This is a genomic window from Ancylobacter moscoviensis (assembly GCF_007559435.1).
In the GTDB taxonomy this organism is placed as follows: Bacteria; Pseudomonadota; Alphaproteobacteria; order Rhizobiales; family Xanthobacteraceae; genus Ancylobacter; species Ancylobacter moscoviensis.
Map to the genome: position 1 here is coordinate 922,149 of NZ_VMBP01000001.1, position 19,669 is coordinate 941,817.

Sequence of the window (19,669 nt, forward strand, 5' to 3'; positions counted from 1 at the left end):
CCGATCCGTCGAAGAGGCGCGGAATATAGCGAAGCATGCCACGCTGGCAAGCCGTCCCGCGGCGGATTTGCGCAGGATGGGGAAAGCCCGCCGCCGGCCGGCCGATCCACCCTCCCTGGAGAGCGCCCGGTCGCATGGGAGCCGCCGGTGCGGCGCCTCAGTTCAGCGGCGCTCCGGTCGAGGTGATGGAGCAGGTCGCCGCGTCGGCCTTGGGCCCGAGGAGATGCACCTGGTCCTGTCCCTTGGCACCCGCGACGATGTTGTAGAGGGTCGTGCTCGCCGAGCCGACGGGTTCGCCCTTTAGCGTAAACGCGCAGCTGACGGCGACTGAGCCCACGGTGGCCGACGTATTGTTCACCACCGAGACGCCCATCACCGTCCCGACATCGTTGGTGAAGATGTCGCCCTGTTCGAGCTTGAGGCCGGAATCGGCGGCCGCGGCCGATCCGGCCAAGAGAGCCAGCGCTCCCACCGCAAGCCGATGGAAGGCTCGCATTCCCGTCGCATACATGATCACGCCCCGGCATGGCCCGCGGCGGCGTTCGGGCCGTCTTCTGGCTGCAGGTTCACCGCGCGCCGCAGCGTAGAGGAAGCGGGACAAAAGTCGAGATGAGCCGACGCCGCCACCATGCAAGCCATGGGAGTCGAGTGTGGGGCGGTGAAAGATGACGGTGAGGTTCGCGGCGGGATGCGCGGGGAGGAGCGGGCGCGCAGCGGGTAAACGTGTCGGGAGATCGCCAGTCGTGGCGCGCTGTCGACTGCATAGTCCCACCGCGAAGTTGTCACGGGTGCTGATGTCCGGTGCAGCAAGCCATGAGACGTGCATCCACGGCCGTGTCATGGGCGTGGAACAACTTTGCATAAAATGAACTATACATGTCATTTCAGGTAAATAATCGTGGCTAGACAATGGTTTCGTCGAATGTATAGTCCGCCCTGCAGGATCGTGTGTCAGGGGGAAGCGGAATGAATCCGGGCGTGTGTCTCGCCGGGCGGCGGCGTGCTGGTATCGGTCTGCTCGGTGCCGGCATGGCGGCTCTGCTGCTTGCGGCCTGCTCGGAAGAGAACAAGTACGTCGCGCCCCCGCCGCCCAAGGTCACGGTCGTCGCGCCGCTTCAGCAGGCGGTGACGCGCTACCTCCAATTCACCGGCAACACCGCTTCCATCAACTCGGTCGATCTGGTCGCCCGCGTCGAAGGCTTCCTGATGTCGATCGACTACAAGGACGGCGCGGTGGTGAAGAAGGGCGACCGCCTGTTCCTGATCCAGCAGGACACCTATCAGGCCAATCTCGATCAGGCGAAAGCGCAACTCGCCTCCGCCGAGGCGCAGCTGACCAACAACCAGGCCGAATATCAGCGCCAGAAAACGCTGGGCCAGCAGGACTTCTCCTCGCAGGCCACCGTCGACAAGGCGCGCGCGGCGATGGAGCAGGCGCAGGCCTCGGTCGACGCGGCGAAGGCCAATATCGAGATCGCCACCATCAATCTCGGCTACACCACGGTGATCGCGCCGTTCGACGGCATCGTCACCCGCCACCTCGCCGATGTCGGCCAGCTCGTCGGCCACAGCGAGCCGACCAAGCTCGCGACCATCGTGCAGATGGACCCGATCTACACCTACTTCAACCTGAACGAGAACCAGGTCCTGCGCATCAAGCAGGCGCTCGCCGCGCGGGGCCGGACCATCGAGCAGGTCAAGGAGGTCGAGATCGACATCGGTCTCCAGAACGAAGGCAACGACTATCCGCACAAGGGCCGGCTGGACTACGTCTCGCCGGAGCTCGACCCCTCGACCGGCACGCTGCTGGTGCGCGGCCTGTTCGAGAACAAGGACCTGTCGCTGCTGCCCGGCCTGTTCGTGCGGGTGCGCGTGCCCGTGCAGGACATTCCCGACGCCCTGCTGGTCGAGGACACTGCCGTGGGCGCGGCGCAGCAGGGCAAGTACGTGCTCGTCGTCAACAAGGACAACGTGGTCGAGCAGAAGGTCGTCACCGCCGGCCAGCAGGTCGGGCAGTACCGCGTGATCGAATCCGGCCTCGCCGCCGGCGACCGGGTGGTGATCGGCGGCATCCAGCGCGCGACGCCGGGATCGAAGGTCGACCCGGTCGAGGCGCCGCCTCTGGCGCCTCCGCCCGCGGCCGGCACCGAACCGGCGAAAACCGAACCGGCCGCCCAGCCCGCGCCGGCGAGCAAGACCGGCAACTGAGGCTGGCAACCGACTTTCGCGACCCCTGAACCGGACCGCTCGAACCGAAGGCCCGCAGCATGATCTCCCGCTTCTTCATCGAACGGCCGGTTCTCGCCAACGTGCTGGCGCTGGTCTTCGTGCTGATCGGCGGCGTGGCGCTGATCAAGCTGCCGGTGGCGCAGTATCCCAACGTGGTGCCGCCGACCGTTCAGGTGACGACGCTCTATCCCGGCGCCAGCGCGCGCACGCTGATCGATACGGTCGCGCTGCCCATCGAGCAGCAGGTCAACGGCGTCGAAGGCATGCTCTACATGCAGTCGACGAGCGCCAGCGACGGTACCTACACGCTGACCATCACCTTCGCCATCGGCACCGATCCGGACTTCGCCCAGGTGCTGGTGCAGAACCGCGTCGCCATCGCCATGGCCTCGCTGCCGCAGGCCGTCCAGGTGCAGGGCGTCACCACGCAGAAGAAGTCGACGGCCATCCTCCAGTTCGTGACCCTGTACTCGCCGGACGAGCGCTACGACAGCCTGTTCCTCGCCAATTACGGCGTCATCAACCTGCAGGACGAGATCGCCCGCCTCGACGGCGTCGGCAACGTCAACATCTTCGGCGCCGGCCAGTACGCCATGCGCGTCTGGCTCGATCCCGATGAGCTGCAGGCCCGCCAGCTCACCCCCGACGACGTGATCAACGCCATCCAGCAGCAGAGCCAGGAGGTCGCCTCGGGCGTGGTCGGCATGCCGCCGGTGCCGAAGGGACAGAACTTCCAGTTCACGCTGCTGATGGACGGCCGCCTCAACGACGCGGCCGACTACGAGAACATCATCGTCAAGGTCTCGAACGCCGATGGCGGGCGCATCACCCGCCTGCGGGACGTGGCGCGGGTGGAGCTCGGCGCGCAGACCTACAGCCAGACCTTTACCTTCAACGGCAAGGCCGCCGCGGCGCTCGGCATCTACCAGCTGCCGGAGGCCAATTCGCTGGCGGTGGCGACCGCCGTGCGCGAGAAGATGGCCCAGCTCGCCAAGGACTTCCCGCCCGGCCTCGCCTACCAGATCCCGTTCGACACCACGGTCTTCGTCAACGCCTCGGTCAACGAGGTCTACAAGACGCTGTTCGAGGCGGGCATCCTGGTGCTCATCGTCATCCTGGTCTTCCTGCAGGACTGGCGGGCGACGCTGGTGCCGGCGACCACCGTCCCGGTAACGATCATCGGCACCTTCGCCGCAATGGCGGCGATGGGCTTCACGGTGAACCTGTCCACCCTGTTCGCCATCGTGCTCGCCATCGGCATCGTGGTCGACGATGCCATCGTCATCGTCGAGGGCGTCGCGCGCCATATCGAGAAGGGCCTGCCCGGCCGCCTCGCCGCCGAGAAGGCGATGGACGAGCTGTTAGGCCCGATCATCGGCATCACGCTGGTGCTGATGTCGGTGTTCCTGCCGGCGGCCTTCATGCCGGGCCTCACCGGCCAGCTCTACCAGCAGTTCGCGCTGGTCATCGCCGCCACCGCGCTGATCTCCGCCGTCAACGCCATGACGCTGAAGCCGACGCAGTGCGCGCTCTGGCTGCGCCCGCCGGTGCCGCCGGAGAAGCGCAATTTCTTCTACCGCGGCTTCAATGCGGTCTATGACCGGGCCGAGCATTGGTATGCCGGTCTCATCCGCCGCATGGTGCATGTGAGCTACCTCACGGTCGCGGTCGCCCTGGTGCTGATCGGCGTGGCGATCTGGGGGCTGACGCGCGTGCCCACCGGCTTCCTGCCGACCGAGGACCAGGGCTACGTGCTGATCGGCGCGCAGCTTCCCGACGCCGCCTCGCTCCAGCGCACCAACGAGGTGATGCAGCAGATCTCCGACATCGCCTCCAAGACGCCCGGCGTGGAGAACGTGATCGCCATTTCCGGCGTGTCGGTGCTGGACAACAACGCCACCCTGCCGAATGGCGGCGTCGCCTATGTCATGCTCAAGGACTGGGACGTGCGCGACAAGGCCGGCGAGGGGCTGCTGGAGATCTATACCTCGCTGAACAAGGCGCTCGAGCAGGTCGACGGCGCCGTCACCTTCGTGCTGGTGCCGCCGGCGATTCAGGGCATCGGCAATGCCAGCGGCTTCACCATGATGGTCCAGTCGAAGAACGGCAGCTTCGACTTTGCCGAGCTGCAGAGCCTGACCCAGTCGGTGGTCAGGAACGCGTCGAGCCAGTCGTCGCTGCAGCACCTGAGCACGTCGTTCCGGGCCAACGTGCCCCAGCTCTTCCTCAAGATCGACCGCATCAAGGCGGAAACGCTGGGCGTCACCGTCGGCCAGGTCTTCGCGACCGTGCAGGGCTATGTTGGGTCGAGCTACGTGACCCAGTTCAACCAGTTCGGTCAGACCTTCCAGGCCTATATCCAGGCCGAGGCCGACTACCGCCGCACGCCCGAGGAGATCCTCAACCTGAAGATCCGCACGCCCAGCGGCGACATGGTGCCGCTCGGCACGCTGGCGCAGGTGGAGCCGGCGTTCGGCCCGCCGCTGATCACGCTCTACAATCTCTACCCGGCCTCGACGGTGCTCGGCGCGCCGGCGACCGGATTCAGCTCCGGGCAGGCGCTCGACATCATGGCGCAGGTCGCCGACGATACGCTTCCGCCGGGCACCGGCTTCGAATGGAGCGCCATGTCCTACCAGGAGGCGGTGGTCGGCAACGAGGTCTACTACGTGTTCGGCCTCGCCATCCTGCTGGTCTATTTCGTGCTGGCCGGCCAGTACGAGAGCTGGATCCTGCCGCTCTCCGTGCTGCTCGCCGTGCCGCTGGCGCTGCTCGGCACGGTTGGCGCGCTCACCGGGCTCGGCATCTCCAACAATCTCTACACGCAGATCGGCCTGATCCTGCTCATCGCCCTGTCGGCGAAGAACGCCATCCTCATCGTCGAATTCGCCCGCGAGAAGCGGGCGGAGGGCATGGAGATCATGGAGGCGGCGGTGGAAGCCGCCCGGCTGCGTTTCCGGCCGATCCTGATGACCTCCTTCGCCTTCATCCTGGGCGTGCTGCCGCTGGTGCTCGCCACCGGCGCCGGCGCCAATTCGCGCAAGTCCATCGGCATCGCCGTGTTCAGCGGCATGCTGGCCTCGACCTGCCTCGCGGTGCTGTTCGTGCCGTCCTTCTACGCCGTCCTGCAGCGCTTCGAGGAATGGCGCGCCGGGCGCAAGGGCGCTCCCGCCCAGCCCGCGCCGGCGGCGGGCGAGGAAGCCTCGCCCTCGGCGACCTGACGCCGGATCCGCGCCATGCCGGCCCGTGTCGCCTCAATTTGCGGCAGCGGGCTGATGCTTCCGTGGGCTGCTCCCGCGGGCCGTGGCCGTCGCCTGCATGGCCGCCGCTGGCGGTGCCATGACACAGGGCAATCCGGCCCCGCGCCGTTTGCATTACCGATGCGGCACGATTCGTGCGTTCAGCCTAGTTGTTCCGCTTCGCGCGGCCCGACTAGGATCGGTGTCGCGCGGGTCGATGTTCCGTCTGTCAGTTGGTGCCTATGACAATCTTCGCCAGCCTGCATCACGTCACGGCCTACAAGTATGACCGTCCGGTCTCGCTCGGGCCCCAGATCATCAGGCTGCGCCCGGCGCCGCATTGCCGGACCCCGGTGAAGAGCTACGCGCTCAAGGTCACGCCCTCCAACCATTTCGTGAACTGGCAGCAGGACCCGTTCGGCAACTGGATGGCGCGCTTCGTCTTCCCGGAGAAGGCGACCGAGTTCCGCGTCGAGGTGGACCTCATCGCCGACATGACGGTCTACAACCCGTTCGACTTCTTCGTCGAGGAATATGCCGAGAAGCTGCCTTTCGCCTACACGCCCGAGCTCGCCAAGGAGCTGATCCCCTATCTGGAGCAGGAGGAGGGCGGTCCGCTCATCGACGCCTTCGTCGAGGAGGTGCGCCCGTCCGAAGGCGCGCCGACCGTCGACTACCTCGTCGCGCTCAACCAGAAGCTCCAGCAGCGGGTCGGCTACCTCATCCGCTTGGAGCCGGGCGTGCAGAAGCCGGACGAGACGCTGTCGCTCGCCGCCGGCTCCTGCCGCGATTCCGGCTGGCTCTTGGTGCAGGTCCTGCGCCGGCTCGGCCTCGCCGCCCGCTTCGTCTCGGGCTACCTCATCCAGCTCAAGCCCGACGTGAAGGCGCTCGACGGCCCGACCGGCACCGAGGTCGACTTCACCGACCTGCACGCCTGGTGCGAGGTCTATCTGCCCGGCGCCGGCTGGATCGGCCTCGACCCGACCTCCGGCTTGCTCTGCGGCGAGAGCCATTTGCCGCTCTGTGCCACGCCGAACTACCTCTCTGCCGCCCCGATCACCGGCGGCTTCACGGCGGAGGAGGGCACCAGGACCGAGTTCGAATTCGACATGAAGGTGACGCGCGTCGCCGAGAAGCCGCGGGTGACGCTGCCCTTCTCCGACGAGGCGTGGGCGGCGCTCGACGCGCTCGGCGACAAGGTCGACGCCGATCTCGCGGCGCAGGATGTGCGCCTCACCATGGGCGGCGAGCCGACCTTCATCTCCATCGATGACTATCAGGGCGCGGAGTGGAACACGTCGGCCGTCGGCCCGACCAAGCGCATGCGCGCCGACGACCTGATCCGCCGCCTGCGCAAGCGCTTCGCACCCGGCGGCATGATGCATTACGGCCAGGGCAAGTGGTATCCGGGCGAAAGCCTGCCGCGCTGGACCTTCTCGCTCTACTGGCGAAAGGACGGCAAGCCGATCTGGCGCGATCCCGACCTGATCGCCGCCGAGAACCTTGCCGGCGCCACCACCGAGGATTCGCGCGTCTTCACCGAGAACCTCGCCGACCGGCTGGGCGTCGGCGCGAGCTATGCCGTGCCCGCCTATGAGGACCCGGCGCACTGGATTCTCAAGGAAAGCGAGCTGCCGGAGAACGTCGATCCGTTCGATTCCAAGCTCGAGGATGCCGAGGCGCGCAGCCGCATCGCCCATGTCTTCGAGCGCGGCCTCGGCCGCCCGAGCGGCTATATCCTGCCGGTGCAGCGCTGGCAGTCGCGCGCGACCCGCGGCTGGGTCAGCGAGAAGTGGCGCTTCCGGCGCGGCAAGCTGTTCCTGGTGCCGGGCGATTCGCCGGTCGGCTTTCGCCTGCCGCTGGCAGCCCTGCCCTGGGTGCCGCCGGCTGCCTATCCTTACGTGAATCCGGCCGATCCGATGGTCGTGTCAGGCGAGCTGCCGGATGCCGAGACGCTGCACCAGCTCTACCAGCGCACCTCTTTCGACAACGAGAACCAGCAGGAACAGGTCGACCAGGTGCTCACCGGCACCGGCTCGGTGCGCACCGCGCTCGCCATCGAGCCGCGCGGCGGGCGGCTGTGCGTGTTCATGCCGCCGACCGAGCGGCTGGAGGATTATCTGGAGCTGCTCGCCGCCATCGAGGTGACGGCGGCGGAACTGAAGCTGCCGGTGCACATCGAGGGCTACACCCCGCCGGTCGATCCGCGCCTCAACGTCATCCGCGTGGCGCCCGATCCGGGCGTTATCGAGGTGAACGTCCATCCGGCCTCCAACTGGAAGACCTGCGTCGAGATCACCCGCGACCTCTACGAGGAAGCGCGGCTGTCGCGCCTCGGCACCGAGAAGTTCATGATCGACGGGCGCCACACCGGCACCGGCGGCGGCAACCATGTGGTGATCGGCGGCGCCACCCCGGCCGACAGCCCCTTCCTGCGCCGGCCGGACCTGCTCAAGAGCCTCGTCACCTACTGGCAGCGCCACCCGTCGCTGTCCTACCTGTTCTCCGGCCTGTTCATCGGCCCGACCAGCCAGGCGCCGCGCGTCGACGAGGCGCGGCACGACAGCCTCTACGAGCTGGAGATCGCCATGGCCAACGTGCCGGCGCCAGGGCAGGGGATGGCGCCGCCGCCCTGGCTGGTCGACCGGCTGTTCCGCAATCTACTCACCGACGTCACCGGCAACACGCACCGCTCCGAGATCTGCATCGACAAGCTGTTCTCGCCGGACGGGCCGACCGGCCGCCTCGGCCTCGTCGAGTTCCGCTCCTTCGAGATGCCGCCGGACTGGCGGATGAGCCTTGCGCAACAGTTGCTACTGCGCGCCCTCGTCGCCCGCTTCTGGCGAGAGCCGCAGGACGGGCCGCTCGCCCGCTGGGGCACGGCGCTGGCCGACCGTTTCATGCTGCCCCACTTCGTCTGGGCCGACTTCATGGACGTGCTGCACGATCTCGGCGCCGCCGGCTATCGCTTCGACCCGATGTGGTTCGAGGCGCAGCGCGAGTTCCGCTTCCCCTATTTCGGGCAGGTGGAGCATGGCGGGGTGACGCTGGAACTGCGCCAGGCGCTGGAACCGTGGCATGTGCTGGGTGAGGAAGGGGCGGTCGGCGGCACGGTGCGCTTCGTCGATTCCTCCGTCGAGCGCCTGCAGGTGCGGGTGGAAGGGCTGAACCCCATCCGTCATGTCGTGGCCTGCAACGGCCGGCGCCTGCCGCTGCTGCCGACCGGGCGTTTCGGCGAGCACGTGGCAGGCGTGCGCTTCAAGGCATGGCAGCCGGCCTCGGGCCTGCACCCGACCATACCGGTGCACGCGCCGCTCACCTTCGACATCGTCGACCTGTGGTCGAACCGTTCGCTGGGCGGCTGCGTTTACCATGTCGCCCATCCGGGCGGCCGTAACTACGAAACTTTCCCGGTGAATTCCTACGAAGCGCAGGCCCGGCGTCTGGCGCGCTTCCAGGATTACGGCCACACTCCCGGCTACCTGTTCGTGCCCCCGGAGGAGGCGTCCGCCGAATTCCCGGCCACGCTCGACCTGCGGCGTCCGGCGAGGGTCTGACCCGCCGGAGCGTAGCCGTGCGCATGCGTCGCGGGCAGGCCGGTTGCGTTCGCCATCCCCGGCGGCGCAGAGAGGGAGCCATGGCCGGTCGCAGTGAGCCGCAGGCCCGCACGCGCCGCTTCGAGGAAGAGGCGGTCGAGGCGCTGCTGGCGGGATATCAGCCCTTGCCGGGCGTCCACGATGAGCTCGTGGACGCGGAGGGGCGTCCGCGCGCGCATTGGACCTCCTTGCTGGCGGCGCTGGCGGAGATGGGCGTCGACGAGGTGAACCGGCGCTTTCAGGCGGCCGACCGTCATCTCTACCGCTCCGGCGTGTTCTACCGCGTCTATGACGATCCGAACGGTGGCGAGCGGCCTTGGCCGATCGCGCATCTGCCGCTCGTCATCGACGAGGCCGAGTGGCGCGCGCTGGAGCGCGGCCTGATCCAGCGCGCGCAGATGCTGGAAGCCGTTCTGGCCGATCTCTACGGCGAAGCCAATCTCGTGCGCTCCGGCGCGCTGCCGGCGGCGGCGGTCGCCGGCAATCCGGACTTCCTGCGCCCCATGGTCGGTGTGGACCCGCATGGCGGCAGCTTCCTAAAGATTTATGCTGCCGACATCGGTCGCGGCCCGGACGGGCGCTGGTGGGTGCTCTCCGATCGCACGCAGTCGCCTTCCGGCGCCGGCTACGCGCTGGAGAACCGCATCGCCATCGCCCGCGCGCTGCCGGACCTCGCCCGTTCGCTCAACGTCATGCGCCTGGCCGGCTATTTCCAGGCCATGCGTGCCGGCCTGACGAGGCTCGACCGCTCGGGCGAGGGGCGGGTGGGGCTGCTCACCCCCGGTCCGCTCAACGAAACCTATTTCGAGCACGCCTATCTCGCCCGCTATCTCGGCTTCGTGCTGCTGGAGGGTGACGACCTGACGGTGCGCGACAATGTCGTCTATGTGCGCACCGTGGCGGGGTTGAAGCGGGTGGACGTGCTGCTGCGCCGCCTCGACGCCGACTATGCCGATCCGCTGGAGCTCAATCCGGGCTCGCATCTCGGCGTGCCCGGACTCATGCAGGCGATCCGCGCGGGCAGCGTCGCGGTGGTGAACGCCATCGGCGCGGGCGTCGTCGAGGCGCCGGCCATGATGGGCTTCCTGCCCCGGATCGGCGCGCAGGTGCTCGGCGAGAGCCCGATCCTGCCGAACGTCGCCACCTGGTGGTGCGGCCAGCCGGCCGAGCGCGAGCGGGTTCTCGACGGGCTCGACGATCTCGTGATCGCTCCGGCCTTCCAGCGCACTTTGCCGGGGTTGCTGGACGAGGGGCCGGTGATTGGCGCCGACCTCGATCCGGCCCGGCGGGCGGCGATCCGGCATGCCATCCGCACGCGCGGCGTCGATATCGTCGGCCAGGAGACGGTACGACTGTCGACCATGCCGGTCTGGCGCAACGGCAGGCTGGAGCCGCGGCCCTTCATCCTGCGCATCTTCGTGGCGGCCACCGAATCCGGCTGGACCGTCATGCCCGGCGGTTTCTGCCGCGTGTCCGACAGTCTCGACGCGCGCGCCGTGACCATGCAGAGCGGCGGCCGCTCGGCCGATGTCTGGGTGCTGGACGGGGCGCCGGTGGAGCAGACCACGCTGCTGCCGGCCGCCGGCCGCGTGGAGGTCAAGCGCCAGACCGGCCCGCTGCCGAGCCGCGCGGCGGACAACTTCTTCTGGCTCGGGCGCTATGTGGAGCGCGCCGAGAGCACGCTGCGCCTCTTGCGCACGCTGGCCGGGCGTCTCTCCTCGACCGCCGAAGGCGGCGGCGCCTCGGTGCCCAAGCTGCTCGATCTGCTGCAGTCCTGGGGCGCAGCGCCGGACGACGTCACCCGGGCCAAGCCCGTGCGCCACGTCCTCGCCGCCCTGTCGCGTCGCGACCTGCCGGGCGCGCTGCCGAATCTCATCGAGGCCGCCCGCCAGACCGCCTCGGTCATTCGCGACCGCCTGTCGCCGGATGCGTGGCGTACCCTTGCCGATCTGGCGCTGATGATGGCCGAGCCGGTCCCTGCCGCCAGCGCCGAGCCCGACGCCTATGAGCGCACGGACCGGGCGCTGCGTTCGCTCGCTGCCTTCTCCGGCTTCGCGTCCGAGAACATGAACCGCCTGTCCGGCTGGCGCTTCCTCGATCTCGGCCGGCGTATCGAGCGCGCCATCGCCACCTGCCGCGTCACGCGCGCCCTCGTCGGCGATACGCCGACCGCCGGCACGCTCGACGTGCTGCTGGAGCTCTGCGACAGCCAGATCACCTACCGCTCGCGCTACGTCATGGTGGAGAGCCGCGCGCCGGTGCTCGACCTCGTGCTGCTCGATCCGGTGAATCCGCGCTCGCTGGCCTTCCAGATCGACGCCATCGTCGGGCATCTCGATGTGCTCCCCGGCCATTTCGGCGACGAGCCGCCACCTGTGGAGGAGCGTCTCGCCGCCCGCCTTGCCGCCTCGATGAAGGCCTTCAGCGCCGCCGAATTCGACGACGCGCGGCTGCGCGAGGTCGAGGCCGAGCTGATGGAATTGTCGAACGACGTGGCCGAGCACTACTTCATTCATCGGCAGCCGGTGGAGACGCCGTGGGACCTGCTGGCATGAGGTACGACATTCACCAGACCACGGCCTATTCCTACGCCTGGCCGGTGCCGGTGGCGCGGCATGTCGTGCGTATGGTGCCGGTGGACCGCCCGAACCAGCGCGTCCTCTCCAGTCACTTCACCGTCGAGCCCGAGCCGGTGGAGTGGACGGAAACATCTGACTTCTTCGGCAACCGGGTGGTGCACATCCGCATCGAGACGCCGCACACCAGCTTCACGGTCCATACGGGTGCACGGGTGGAGGTGGAGCCGCCGCCGGCCGTCGACGCCGCCTCGGGCCCGAGCTGGGAGGAGGTGCGCGAGGCCACCGACGCCAGCCCGGACCTGTCGCCCCGCTCGCCCGTGCACCAGATCTGCCCGAGTCCCGCCGTGCCGCTGAGTGAGCCCATCACCCGTTGGGCGGGCGAGAGCTTCCCGCCCGGCCGGCCGATGCTTGCCGGCGCCATCGACCTGATGAATCGCCTCCATGGCGAGTTCACCTACGACCCCCGCGCCACCGACGTCTCCACCCCGCCGCTGGAGGCGTTCCATATGCGGCGGGGGGTCTGCCAGGACTTCGCGCATATCATGATCGCCGGGCTGCGCGGGCTCGGTCTGCCGGCGGCCTATGTGTCCGGCTTCCTGCGCACCAAGCCGCCGCCGGGACAGGAGCGGCTTCAGGGGGCCGACGCCACCCATGCCTGGGTGGCGGTGTGGTGCGGCGAGGAGATCGGCTGGCAGGGGCTCGACCCCACCAACGCGCTCATCGTCGCGACCGATCATGTCGTGCTGGCGGTCGGGCGCGACTACACCGACGTGGCGCCCATCGGCGGCGTGGTGCTGGGCTCCGGCCGGCAGAAGCTCGACGTCGCCGTCGACGTCATTCCCATTCCTCCCGAGCCGCTCCCCGTGGAGGGGCCGGCGTAAGCGGGACCGCGACAGGACGGGGGACGCGAGCTAGACATGTCGCTGCGCGCCCCGCGCGAATCGCCCCGACAGCCCAGCGAGCCGGACATGACCGACGCTGCCCGCCCCGATGCCCGACGGCCCGACGCACGGGACGAGGATGACGGCTTCCTCGCCAGCCTCGCCGTCTATCTGCGGCCGCGCGTGCTTATCGTCATCCTGCTGGGCTTCTCCTCCGGCCTGCCGCTGGCGCTCTCGGGCGCCACGCTGACCATCTGGATGGCCGAGGCCAAGGTGAACCTCACCACCATCGGCCTCTTCGCGCTGGTCGGCGTGCCCTATAATTTCAAGTTCGTCTGGGCGCCGCTGGTCGATGCGCTCGACGTGCCGCTGCTCGGGCGCTGGCTGGGACGGCGGCGCGGCTGGCTGGTGTTCACCCAGTTGCTGCTGGCCGTGGCCATCGTCTGGCTTGGCTTCCAGGACCCGGTACTGTCCCCTTGGCACGTGGCGCTCGGCGCCTTCCTTGTCGCCTGCGCGTCCGCCACGCAGGACATCGTGGTCGATGCCTTCCGCGTCGAGAGCCTGGACACCCGCGAGCAGGCGGCCGGCATGGCCGGCTATGTCGCCGCCTACCGCGTCGGCATGCTCGCCTCGGGCGCCGGCGTGGTGCTGCTGGTCGCGTGGTTCGAGGTGCTCGGCGTGCCGCGCGCGGATGTGTGGGGCTGGGGCTACCTCGCCGCCGCGCTGATGGTCGGCGTTGGTCTCTTCGCCTCCCTGATTGCGAAGGAGCCGGCGGGCGAGCCGGTCATCAAGCACGAAGAGAACGTCTTCAAGCGCATCGGCGAGACGGCGGTGGGAGCCTTCGGCGAGTTCCTCTCCCGGCCCAGCGCCGTCGCCATCCTGCTGTTCGTGGTGCTGTTCAAGTTCTGCGACGCCTTCGCCGGGGTGCTCACCGGCGCCTTCGTCATCGACATCGGCTTCGACAAGGCAGCCTATGCGGGCATCGTGAAGGGGGTTGGCTTCGCGGCGGCGCTCATCGGCGGCTTCGCCGGGGGCCTCATCGCCCGCGCTTTGCCGCTGTCCACCAGCCTGTGGATCGCCGGCATCCTGCAGATGGCCTCCAACCTCGTCTTCTCCTGGCAGGCCTGGATGGGCGTCGATCTCGGCGCGCTGACGCTGACCATCATCATCGAGAACTTCACCGGCGCCATCGGCACGGTGATCTTCGTCGCCTACATCTCGGCGCTGTGCGGCGACCGCGCCCACACCGCCACCCAATACGCGCTGCTCACCGCGCTCGCCGCGGTGGGGCGCACCTTCCTCGCCTCTTCCGCCGGCTTCGTGGCGCAGGAGACCGGGTGGATGCTGTTCTTCGCCGTCACCGCGCTCGCCGCGTTGCCGGGCCTCGCCATCCTCGCCTATCTCCAGGCGCGGGGGCATTTCCGCCAGCTCGAGGCGCAGGGCGGGCCCTGACGCGCGGGGCTCGTTAAGCCGCTGTTAACCGAGACGATCCGAACTGTCCCGTGAGCCCGCATCCGCGCTCCGCCGACGGCGGCGGAGTCAGCCTCGGGCTCGGCGTCTTCTTCCGGCCAATGCCATTCCCATCGGAGCCTGCCGTGACCGCTTCATCCAGCCGCCTGCGCATCGCGGTCCTCTATGGCGGGCGCTCCGCCGAGCACGACGTCTCGGTGATGTCGGGCACCAACGTCATGCAGGCGCTGGACCCCGGGAAGTACGACGCCGTTCCCGTCTTCATCACCCGCGACGGACGCTGGCTTGCCAGCCGCTTCGAGGGCGGCGTTCTGGAGACGCCGGAGAGCGGCACGGAACTCTGCCTGCTGCCGGGCGGCAAGGGGCGCCTCGTCGCGCTGCCGGCTGGCAGCGTGCCGCATGAGCTGCCCGCCATCGACCTCCTCTTCCCCGTGCTGCACGGCCTGCCCGGCGAGGACGGCTCGGTGCAGGGCCTGGCCGATGTGGCGGGGGTGGCGCTGGTCGGCTGCGATATTCTCGGCTCGGCCACCGCGCTCGACAAGGACATCGCCAAGCGGCTCTATCTCGAGGCCGGTCTGGCGACTGCCCGCGCCGTCACCATCCGGCAGGGAGCGGAGCCGAGCTTCGCCGACGTGGCCGGCACGCTCGGCCTGCCGGTGTTCATCAAGCCGGCGCGGCAGGGCTCCTCCGTCGGGGTGAGCAAGGTGAACTCCGAGGAGGAATATGCGGCGGCGCTCGCCGAAGGCTTCCGCTACGACCGCAAGCTCGTCGCCGAGGAGTTCATCCGCGGCCGCGAGATCGAGCTGAGCGTGCTAGAGCAGCCCGATGGCGAGCTGTTCGTCTCGCGCCCCGGCGAGATTCGCCCGGCGCAGAGCCACGGCTTCTACAGCTACGACGCCAAATACATCGACGCCGACGGCGCGGCGATCATCGTGCCGGCGCAGCTTCCCGCCGAGGTCGAGGCCAAGCTGCAGGCGATGGCGGCCGATGCCTTCCGCGCGCTCGGCTGCGACGGCATGGCGCGCGCCGATTTCTTCGTGACCGAGGACATGCGCATCCTCGTCAACGAGCTCAACACCATCCCGGGCTTCACCAATATCAGCATGTATCCCAAGGCGATGGCGGCGAGCGGGGTGAGCTATCCCGAGCTCATCGACCGGCTGGTCGCGCACGGGCTGGCGCGGGCGGCGCGGTAGGGCTTTCGCCCGCGATGCCTGCCTACAGCGACGTCCGGGCCTTGATCGCCGCCGCCAGCGTGCCCTCGTCGAGATAATCGAGCTCGCCGCCCACCGGCACGCCATGGGCGAGGCGCGTCACCTTCACGTTCGCGTCGCGCAGCAGCTCGGTGATGTAGTGGGCGGTGGTCTGGCCGTCGACCGTGGCCCCGAGGGCCAGCAGCACTTCCTTGACTGCGCCGCCATGGGCGCGTTCGACCAGTGATTTCAGGTTGAGATCATCCGGCCCCACGCCGTCGAGCGGGGAGAGCGTGCCGCCGAGCACGTGGTAGCGCGCGTTCAGGGCTCCGGCGCGCTCCAGCGCCCAGAGATCGGACACATCCGCCACCACGACGAGAAGCGTGGGATCACGCGTGTCGTCCGTGCAGATGGAGCACGGGTCGCGCACGTCGATGTTGCCGCAGACGCGGCAGGTCGAGATCTTGCCGAGCACATCCTCGAAGGCGCTGGCCAGCGGGCTCATGAGCTGCTCGCGCTTCTTGATGAGGTGCAGGGCGGCACGCCGCGCCGAGCGCGGGCCGAGCCCCGGCACGCGGGCGAGAAGCTGGATCAGGCGTTCGATCTCGGGGCCGGCGACAGCGCGGGGCATGGCATCCTCATGGCCGGGGTTGCGACCGGCCGACACCGTTCGTCTAGCGCAGGCCGGCGCCACCCGCCAAGCTCTGGTGCGTCGCGAAGCACGATCCGGGTCACATCGGCGAAGGTCGTTCCGGTTTTGCTCGACACCCGGAAGGGGCGTTGCTAACCCGGAACGAACGGTCTGTCCGCCGCTGGGGGAGCTCGATGCCGACGACGAAAGCCGCCGCCGTGCCTGTCGCCATCTGTCTGGCGGTCCTGATGCTGATGGCCTGCGGCGCGCCGGCGCAGGCGGCGGAAGGGCTGGGGCTGGAGGGGGCAAGCCTGCCGCTGCGTTGGGGAATCCCCTTCGTCGGGATGCTGCTTTCCATCGCCGTCATCCCGCTTCTGGCGGGCCATTTCTGGCACCATCACTACGGCAAGGTGGCACTGTTCTGGGCGCTCGCCTTCCTCGTGCCCTTCGTCGCCTCCTTCGGTGCCGGCCTCGCGGTCTACGAGGTCGGGCATGCGGCGCTGCTGGAATACATCCCCTTCATCATCCTGCTGTTCTCGCTGTTCACCATTTCCGGCGGAATCCTGCTCACCGGCAATCTGAAGGGCAGCCCGGCGGTCAATACGAGCCTGCTCGCCATCGGCACCGTGCTCGCCAGCATCATCGGCACGACGGGCGCCTCCATGGTGCTGATCCGCCCGCTGCTGCGGGCCAATGACGAGCGGCGCCACAACGTTCACACCGTGGTGTTCTTCATCTTCCTGGTGTCGAACATCGGCGGTTCGCTGACCCCGCTCGGCGACCCGCCGCTGTTCCTCGGCTTCCTCAAAGGGGTCGACTTCTTCTGGACGATGCAGCACCTCTTCCACGACACCGCGCTGATCGCGGTGCTGCTGCTCGCCGTCTTCTATTTGCTCGATCGCTATTTCTACGCGCGCGAGGAGGGCCTTCCGCGCAAGGCCGATCCCACGCCGGAGACCGAGCGGCTCGGCCTGCGCGGGCTGCGCAACCTGCCGCTGCTTGCCGGTGTCATCGGCGCCATCCTCATGAGCGCGCTGTGGCAACCCGGCATCGAGTTCGACATTCTCGGCACCCATGTGCCGCTGCCCTCGATCATGCGCGACGTCGCCCTGCTGGGGCTGGCCGCTATCTCGATCTGGATCACGCCCGCCTTCATCCGCGAGCGCAACGGCTTCGACTGGGAGCCGATCCGCGAGGTGGCCAAGCTCTTCGCCGCCATCTTCCTCACCATCATCCCGGTGATCGCCATACTGAAGGCCGGCGCGAACGGCGCGCTCGCCCCCTTGGTGACGCTGGTGACGGACGAGGCGGGCGGGCCGGTGAACGCCGGCTATTTCTGGATGACCGGCCTGCTCTCCGGCTTCCTCGACAACGCGCCGACCTATCTCGTCTTCTTCAACCTCGCCGGCGGCGACGCGCAGGAGCTGATGACGAAATACGCGGTGACGCTGGAGGCGATCTCGGCCGGCGCCGTGTTCATGGGGGCGCTGACCTATATCGGCAACGCGCCCAACTTCATGGTGCTCGCCATCGCCAAGAGCCGTGGCGTGCCCATGCCGAGCTTCTTCGGCTATATGGCGTGGTCGGGCCTCTTCCTGCTGCCCTGCTTCGCGCTGCTGACCTGGCTCTATTTCCTTTAGCCGAGCGGCCGCGCGCCGGACGGGCTGAAGGTGCGGCGGAACCAGCGGTCGAGCATGGCCTTCTCGAAGCGCAGCGGCTCGGTCGAGCGCCGGGCCACCGGGTCGGCGAGGTAGTTCATCGCGCGCAGCGTATCCTCGCCGCGCGCGACGACGCGCCCGCCCTTGCGCAGGGTGTAGGCGAGCTTCATCGACGGCCAGGTGCCCTGCCGCATCACGCGCAGCTCGCCCGTGCGCGACCGCAGCGGGTCGACCTTGCCGGCGAGATCGAGATCGAGCACGGCGATGTCGAGTTCATAGCCCGCCGGCAGGCGTTCGCCGGCGAGGCGCCTGATGATGCGCTCCAGCCCGTCGAGGGTCAGTCGCTGCTGGACGGGACCCCAGGACAGGTTGCCGTCCCGGTAGGTCTGCGGCGCGACGAAGGTGACCGTCGTCGCCGCCTGCGCGGCGGCGGGCAGCACAAGCGCCGCTCCGAACATCAGGGTGGCACTCAGGATACGGGGCCGGACAGAACGGTTTCCGGTTCGGCGCATGGCCGCCTCCGTGATGCGGGAGGCTGGAGTGTCGCCTTATTCCGCCGCGATGGCCATCCCCGGCTGGGCGCCGCGCACCTCGTCGTCGACGGCCTTCTCGAAGCGGGCGAAGTTGGACGTGAACATGCCGACCAGCCGACGCGCGGCCATCGAGTAGTCGATGCGCGTCGGCCAGTTGCGGGCGGGCTCGAGCAGGCGTGTCTCCACGCCCTCGACCGCGACCGGCACCGCGAAGCCGAAATTCGCGTCGGTGCGATACTCGACGCCGTCGAGCTCACCGCCCAGAGCGGCCGCGAGCAGGCGGCGCGTTGTCTCCAGCGGGATGCGCTGGCCGACGCCGGCGCGGCCGCCGATCCAGCCGGTGTTCACCAGCCAGCAATGGACCTCGTTGCGGGCGATGAGGTCGCGCAGCATGTTGCCGTAGACCGAGGGGTGGCGCGGCATGAAGGGGGCGCCGAAGCAGGCGGAGAAGGTCGCTTTGGGTTCGCTTACCCCGGCCTCGGTACCGGCCACCTTGGCCGTGTAGCCGGAGAGGAAATGGTACATGGCCTGCGCCGGCGTCAGCTTGGCGATGGGCGGCAGGACGCCGAAGGCGTCGCAGGTCAGCATGACGACGTTCTTCGGGGGGCCCCCCCGGCCATCCTCGCGCGCGTTGGCGATGAAGTCGAGCGGATAGGCGGCGCGGGCGTTCTCGGCGAGCGAGGCGTCGTCGAAGTCGGGCACGCGGCTATCGTTGTCGAGGACGACGTTCTCCAGCACCGTGCCGAAGCGCTGGCTGGCGGCGTAAATCGCCGGTTCGGCCTCGGCCGACAGGCGGATGGTCTTGGCGTAGCAGCCGCCTTCGAAGTTGAAGATGCCCTCGGCGCTCCAGCCATGCTCGTCGTCGCCGATCAGGGCCCGCGCCGGGTCGGCGGAGAGCGTCGTCTTGCCGGTGCCGGAAAGGCCGAAGAACAGCGCGGCGTCGCCCTCGGCGCCGACATTGGCGGAACAGTGCATCGGCAGCACGCCGCGTTCGGGCAGCACGTAGTTGAGATAGCTGAACACCGACTTCTTCATCTCGCCCGCATAGAGCGTGCCGCCGATCAGCACGAGGCCGTTGGTGAAGTCGCAGGCGATGACGGTCGGCGAGCGCACGCCGTGACGTTCCGGATCGGCCCGGAAGCCGGGGACGCACAGCACGGTGAGCCGGGGTAGGAAGCCGGCGAGGTCGGCGGTATCCGGCCGGCGCAGCATGTTGCGGATGAACAGGGCGTGCCAGGCATGCTCGGTCAGCACGCGCACGCCGATGCGGTGCGCGGGGTCGGCGCCGGCGTGCAGATCCTGCGCGAAAAGCGTGCGCCCGCCCGCATGGGTGAGGAAATCGGCCTTGAGGGTCTCGAAATTCTCACGGGACAGCGCATTGGCATTGTCCCACCAGATGCTTTCCTCGGTCGCTTCCTCGCGGACGATGTAGCGGTCGTCCGGGCTGCGGCCGGTATGCGGGGCGGTGGTGGCCACGAGGGCGCCGGTATTGGAAAGCCGGGCTTCACCGCGGGCGATGGAACGCTCGCACAGAGCGGCCTCGCCGAGATTCCAGAACACCCGTCCGGTCCCGTCGAGCCCGATGGTCTCGACGCCGTGATCCTCGTTGCGTGTGCCGGTTTGATTCAAGGTCGGCTCCTCCCCTGACGCATGACAAAGA

At 68.7% G+C, this 19,669-nt stretch carries 12 protein-coding genes; 8 read left to right on the forward strand and 4 right to left on the reverse strand.

Translation table 11 applies throughout. The features are described from left to right. Positions 1 to 157 precede the first annotated feature (157 nt). Entirely contained in the window at positions 158 to 454 is a 297-nt protein-coding gene (locus tag FO470_RS04300) for a hypothetical protein (RefSeq protein ID WP_244616854.1), read from the reverse strand. Positions 455 to 1,029: 575 nt separating this feature from the next. Here FO470_RS04300 and FO470_RS04305 point away from each other — a divergent pair. The 7 genes from FO470_RS04305 to FO470_RS04335 all read left to right on the forward strand — a co-directional run bounded on the left by FO470_RS04305 (position 1,030) and on the right by FO470_RS04335 (position 15,190). Further along, positions 1,030 to 2,208, forward strand: coding sequence for an efflux RND transporter periplasmic adaptor subunit (locus FO470_RS04305; protein ID WP_144341651.1), 1,179 nt, complete (start codon positions 1,030 to 1,032; stop codon positions 2,206 to 2,208). Positions 2,209 to 2,267: 59 nt separating this feature from the next. Then, positions 2,268 to 5,450, forward strand: a complete 3,183-nt coding sequence (locus tag FO470_RS04310; RefSeq protein ID WP_144341652.1) for an efflux RND transporter permease subunit — start codon at positions 2,268 to 2,270, stop codon at positions 5,448 to 5,450. Between the two features lie 260 nt (positions 5,451 to 5,710). Next, positions 5,711 to 9,025 (forward strand): transglutaminase family protein, encoded by a 3,315-nt coding sequence (locus tag FO470_RS04315; RefSeq protein WP_144341653.1) that lies wholly within the window; start codon positions 5,711 to 5,713, stop codon positions 9,023 to 9,025. 80 nt (positions 9,026 to 9,105) lie between these two features. Then, positions 9,106 to 11,619: a circularly permuted type 2 ATP-grasp protein gene (locus FO470_RS04320; protein WP_144341654.1), complete on the forward strand. Its 2,514-nt coding sequence runs from the start codon at positions 9,106 to 9,108 to the stop codon at positions 11,617 to 11,619. Next, positions 11,616 to 12,524 (forward strand): transglutaminase family protein, encoded by a 909-nt coding sequence (locus FO470_RS04325; protein ID WP_144341655.1) that lies wholly within the window; start codon positions 11,616 to 11,618, stop codon positions 12,522 to 12,524. Before FO470_RS04320 ends, FO470_RS04325 begins: the two co-directional genes overlap by 4 nt. Positions 12,525 to 12,611: 87 nt before the next feature. Next, positions 12,612 to 13,976: an AmpG family muropeptide MFS transporter gene (locus FO470_RS04330; RefSeq protein ID WP_144341656.1), complete on the forward strand. Its 1,365-nt coding sequence runs from the start codon at positions 12,612 to 12,614 to the stop codon at positions 13,974 to 13,976. Between the two features lie 143 nt (positions 13,977 to 14,119). After that, complete coding sequence (locus FO470_RS04335; protein ID WP_144341657.1) at positions 14,120 to 15,190, forward strand: D-alanine--D-alanine ligase family protein; 1,071 nt, start codon at positions 14,120 to 14,122, stop codon at positions 15,188 to 15,190. A 22-nt stretch (positions 15,191 to 15,212) separates the two neighbouring features. On the opposite strand, the gene recR is transcribed toward FO470_RS04335, so the two are convergent. Then, the gene (recR, locus tag FO470_RS04340) at positions 15,213 to 15,818 is read right to left on the reverse strand and encodes a recombination mediator RecR (RefSeq protein WP_144341658.1); all 606 of its coding nucleotides are present in this window, start codon (positions 15,816 to 15,818) and stop codon (positions 15,213 to 15,215) included. Between the two features lie 194 nt (positions 15,819 to 16,012). Here recR and FO470_RS04345 point away from each other — a divergent pair, with 194 nt between their 5' ends. Continuing rightward, the gene (locus tag FO470_RS04345) at positions 16,013 to 17,458 is read left to right on the forward strand and encodes a sodium:proton antiporter (protein ID WP_186291826.1); all 1,446 of its coding nucleotides are present in this window, start codon (positions 16,013 to 16,015) and stop codon (positions 17,456 to 17,458) included. Here the strand turns inward: FO470_RS04345 and FO470_RS04350 are convergent. Further along, entirely contained in the window at positions 17,455 to 17,988 is a 534-nt protein-coding gene (locus FO470_RS04350; RefSeq protein ID WP_144341659.1) for a DUF3016 domain-containing protein, read from the reverse strand. The genes FO470_RS04345 and FO470_RS04350 overlap by 4 nt on opposite strands. 36 nt (positions 17,989 to 18,024) lie before the next feature. After that, complete coding sequence (locus FO470_RS04355) at positions 18,025 to 19,638, reverse strand: phosphoenolpyruvate carboxykinase (protein ID WP_144341660.1); 1,614 nt, start codon at positions 19,636 to 19,638, stop codon at positions 18,025 to 18,027. Between the last annotated feature and the right edge of the window lie 31 nt (positions 19,639 to 19,669).

Excerpts from the sequence above, each read along its gene's own strand:
- FO470_RS04330 (WP_144341656.1), top strand. The coding sequence starts at position 12,612 with ATGACCGACGCTGCCCGCCCCGATGCCCGACGGCCCGACGCACGGGAC.
- recR (WP_144341658.1), bottom strand. The coding sequence starts at position 15,818 with ATGCCCCGCGCTGTCGCCGGCCCCGAGATCGAACGCCTGATCCAGCTT.
- FO470_RS04350 (WP_144341659.1), bottom strand. The coding sequence starts at position 17,988 with ATGCGCCGAACCGGAAACCGTTCTGTCCGGCCCCGTATCCTGAGTGCC.
- FO470_RS04305 (WP_144341651.1), top strand. The coding sequence starts at position 1,030 with ATGGCGGCTCTGCTGCTTGCGGCCTGCTCGGAAGAGAACAAGTACGTC.
- FO470_RS04320 (WP_144341654.1), top strand. The coding sequence starts at position 9,106 with ATGGCCGGTCGCAGTGAGCCGCAGGCCCGCACGCGCCGCTTCGAGGAA.
- FO470_RS04315 (WP_144341653.1), top strand. The coding sequence starts at position 5,711 with ATGACAATCTTCGCCAGCCTGCATCACGTCACGGCCTACAAGTATGAC.
- FO470_RS04325 (WP_144341655.1), top strand. The coding sequence starts at position 11,616 with ATGAGGTACGACATTCACCAGACCACGGCCTATTCCTACGCCTGGCCG.
- FO470_RS04345 (WP_186291826.1), top strand. The coding sequence starts at position 16,013 with ATGCCGACGACGAAAGCCGCCGCCGTGCCTGTCGCCATCTGTCTGGCG.
- FO470_RS04310 (WP_144341652.1), top strand. The coding sequence starts at position 2,268 with ATGATCTCCCGCTTCTTCATCGAACGGCCGGTTCTCGCCAACGTGCTG.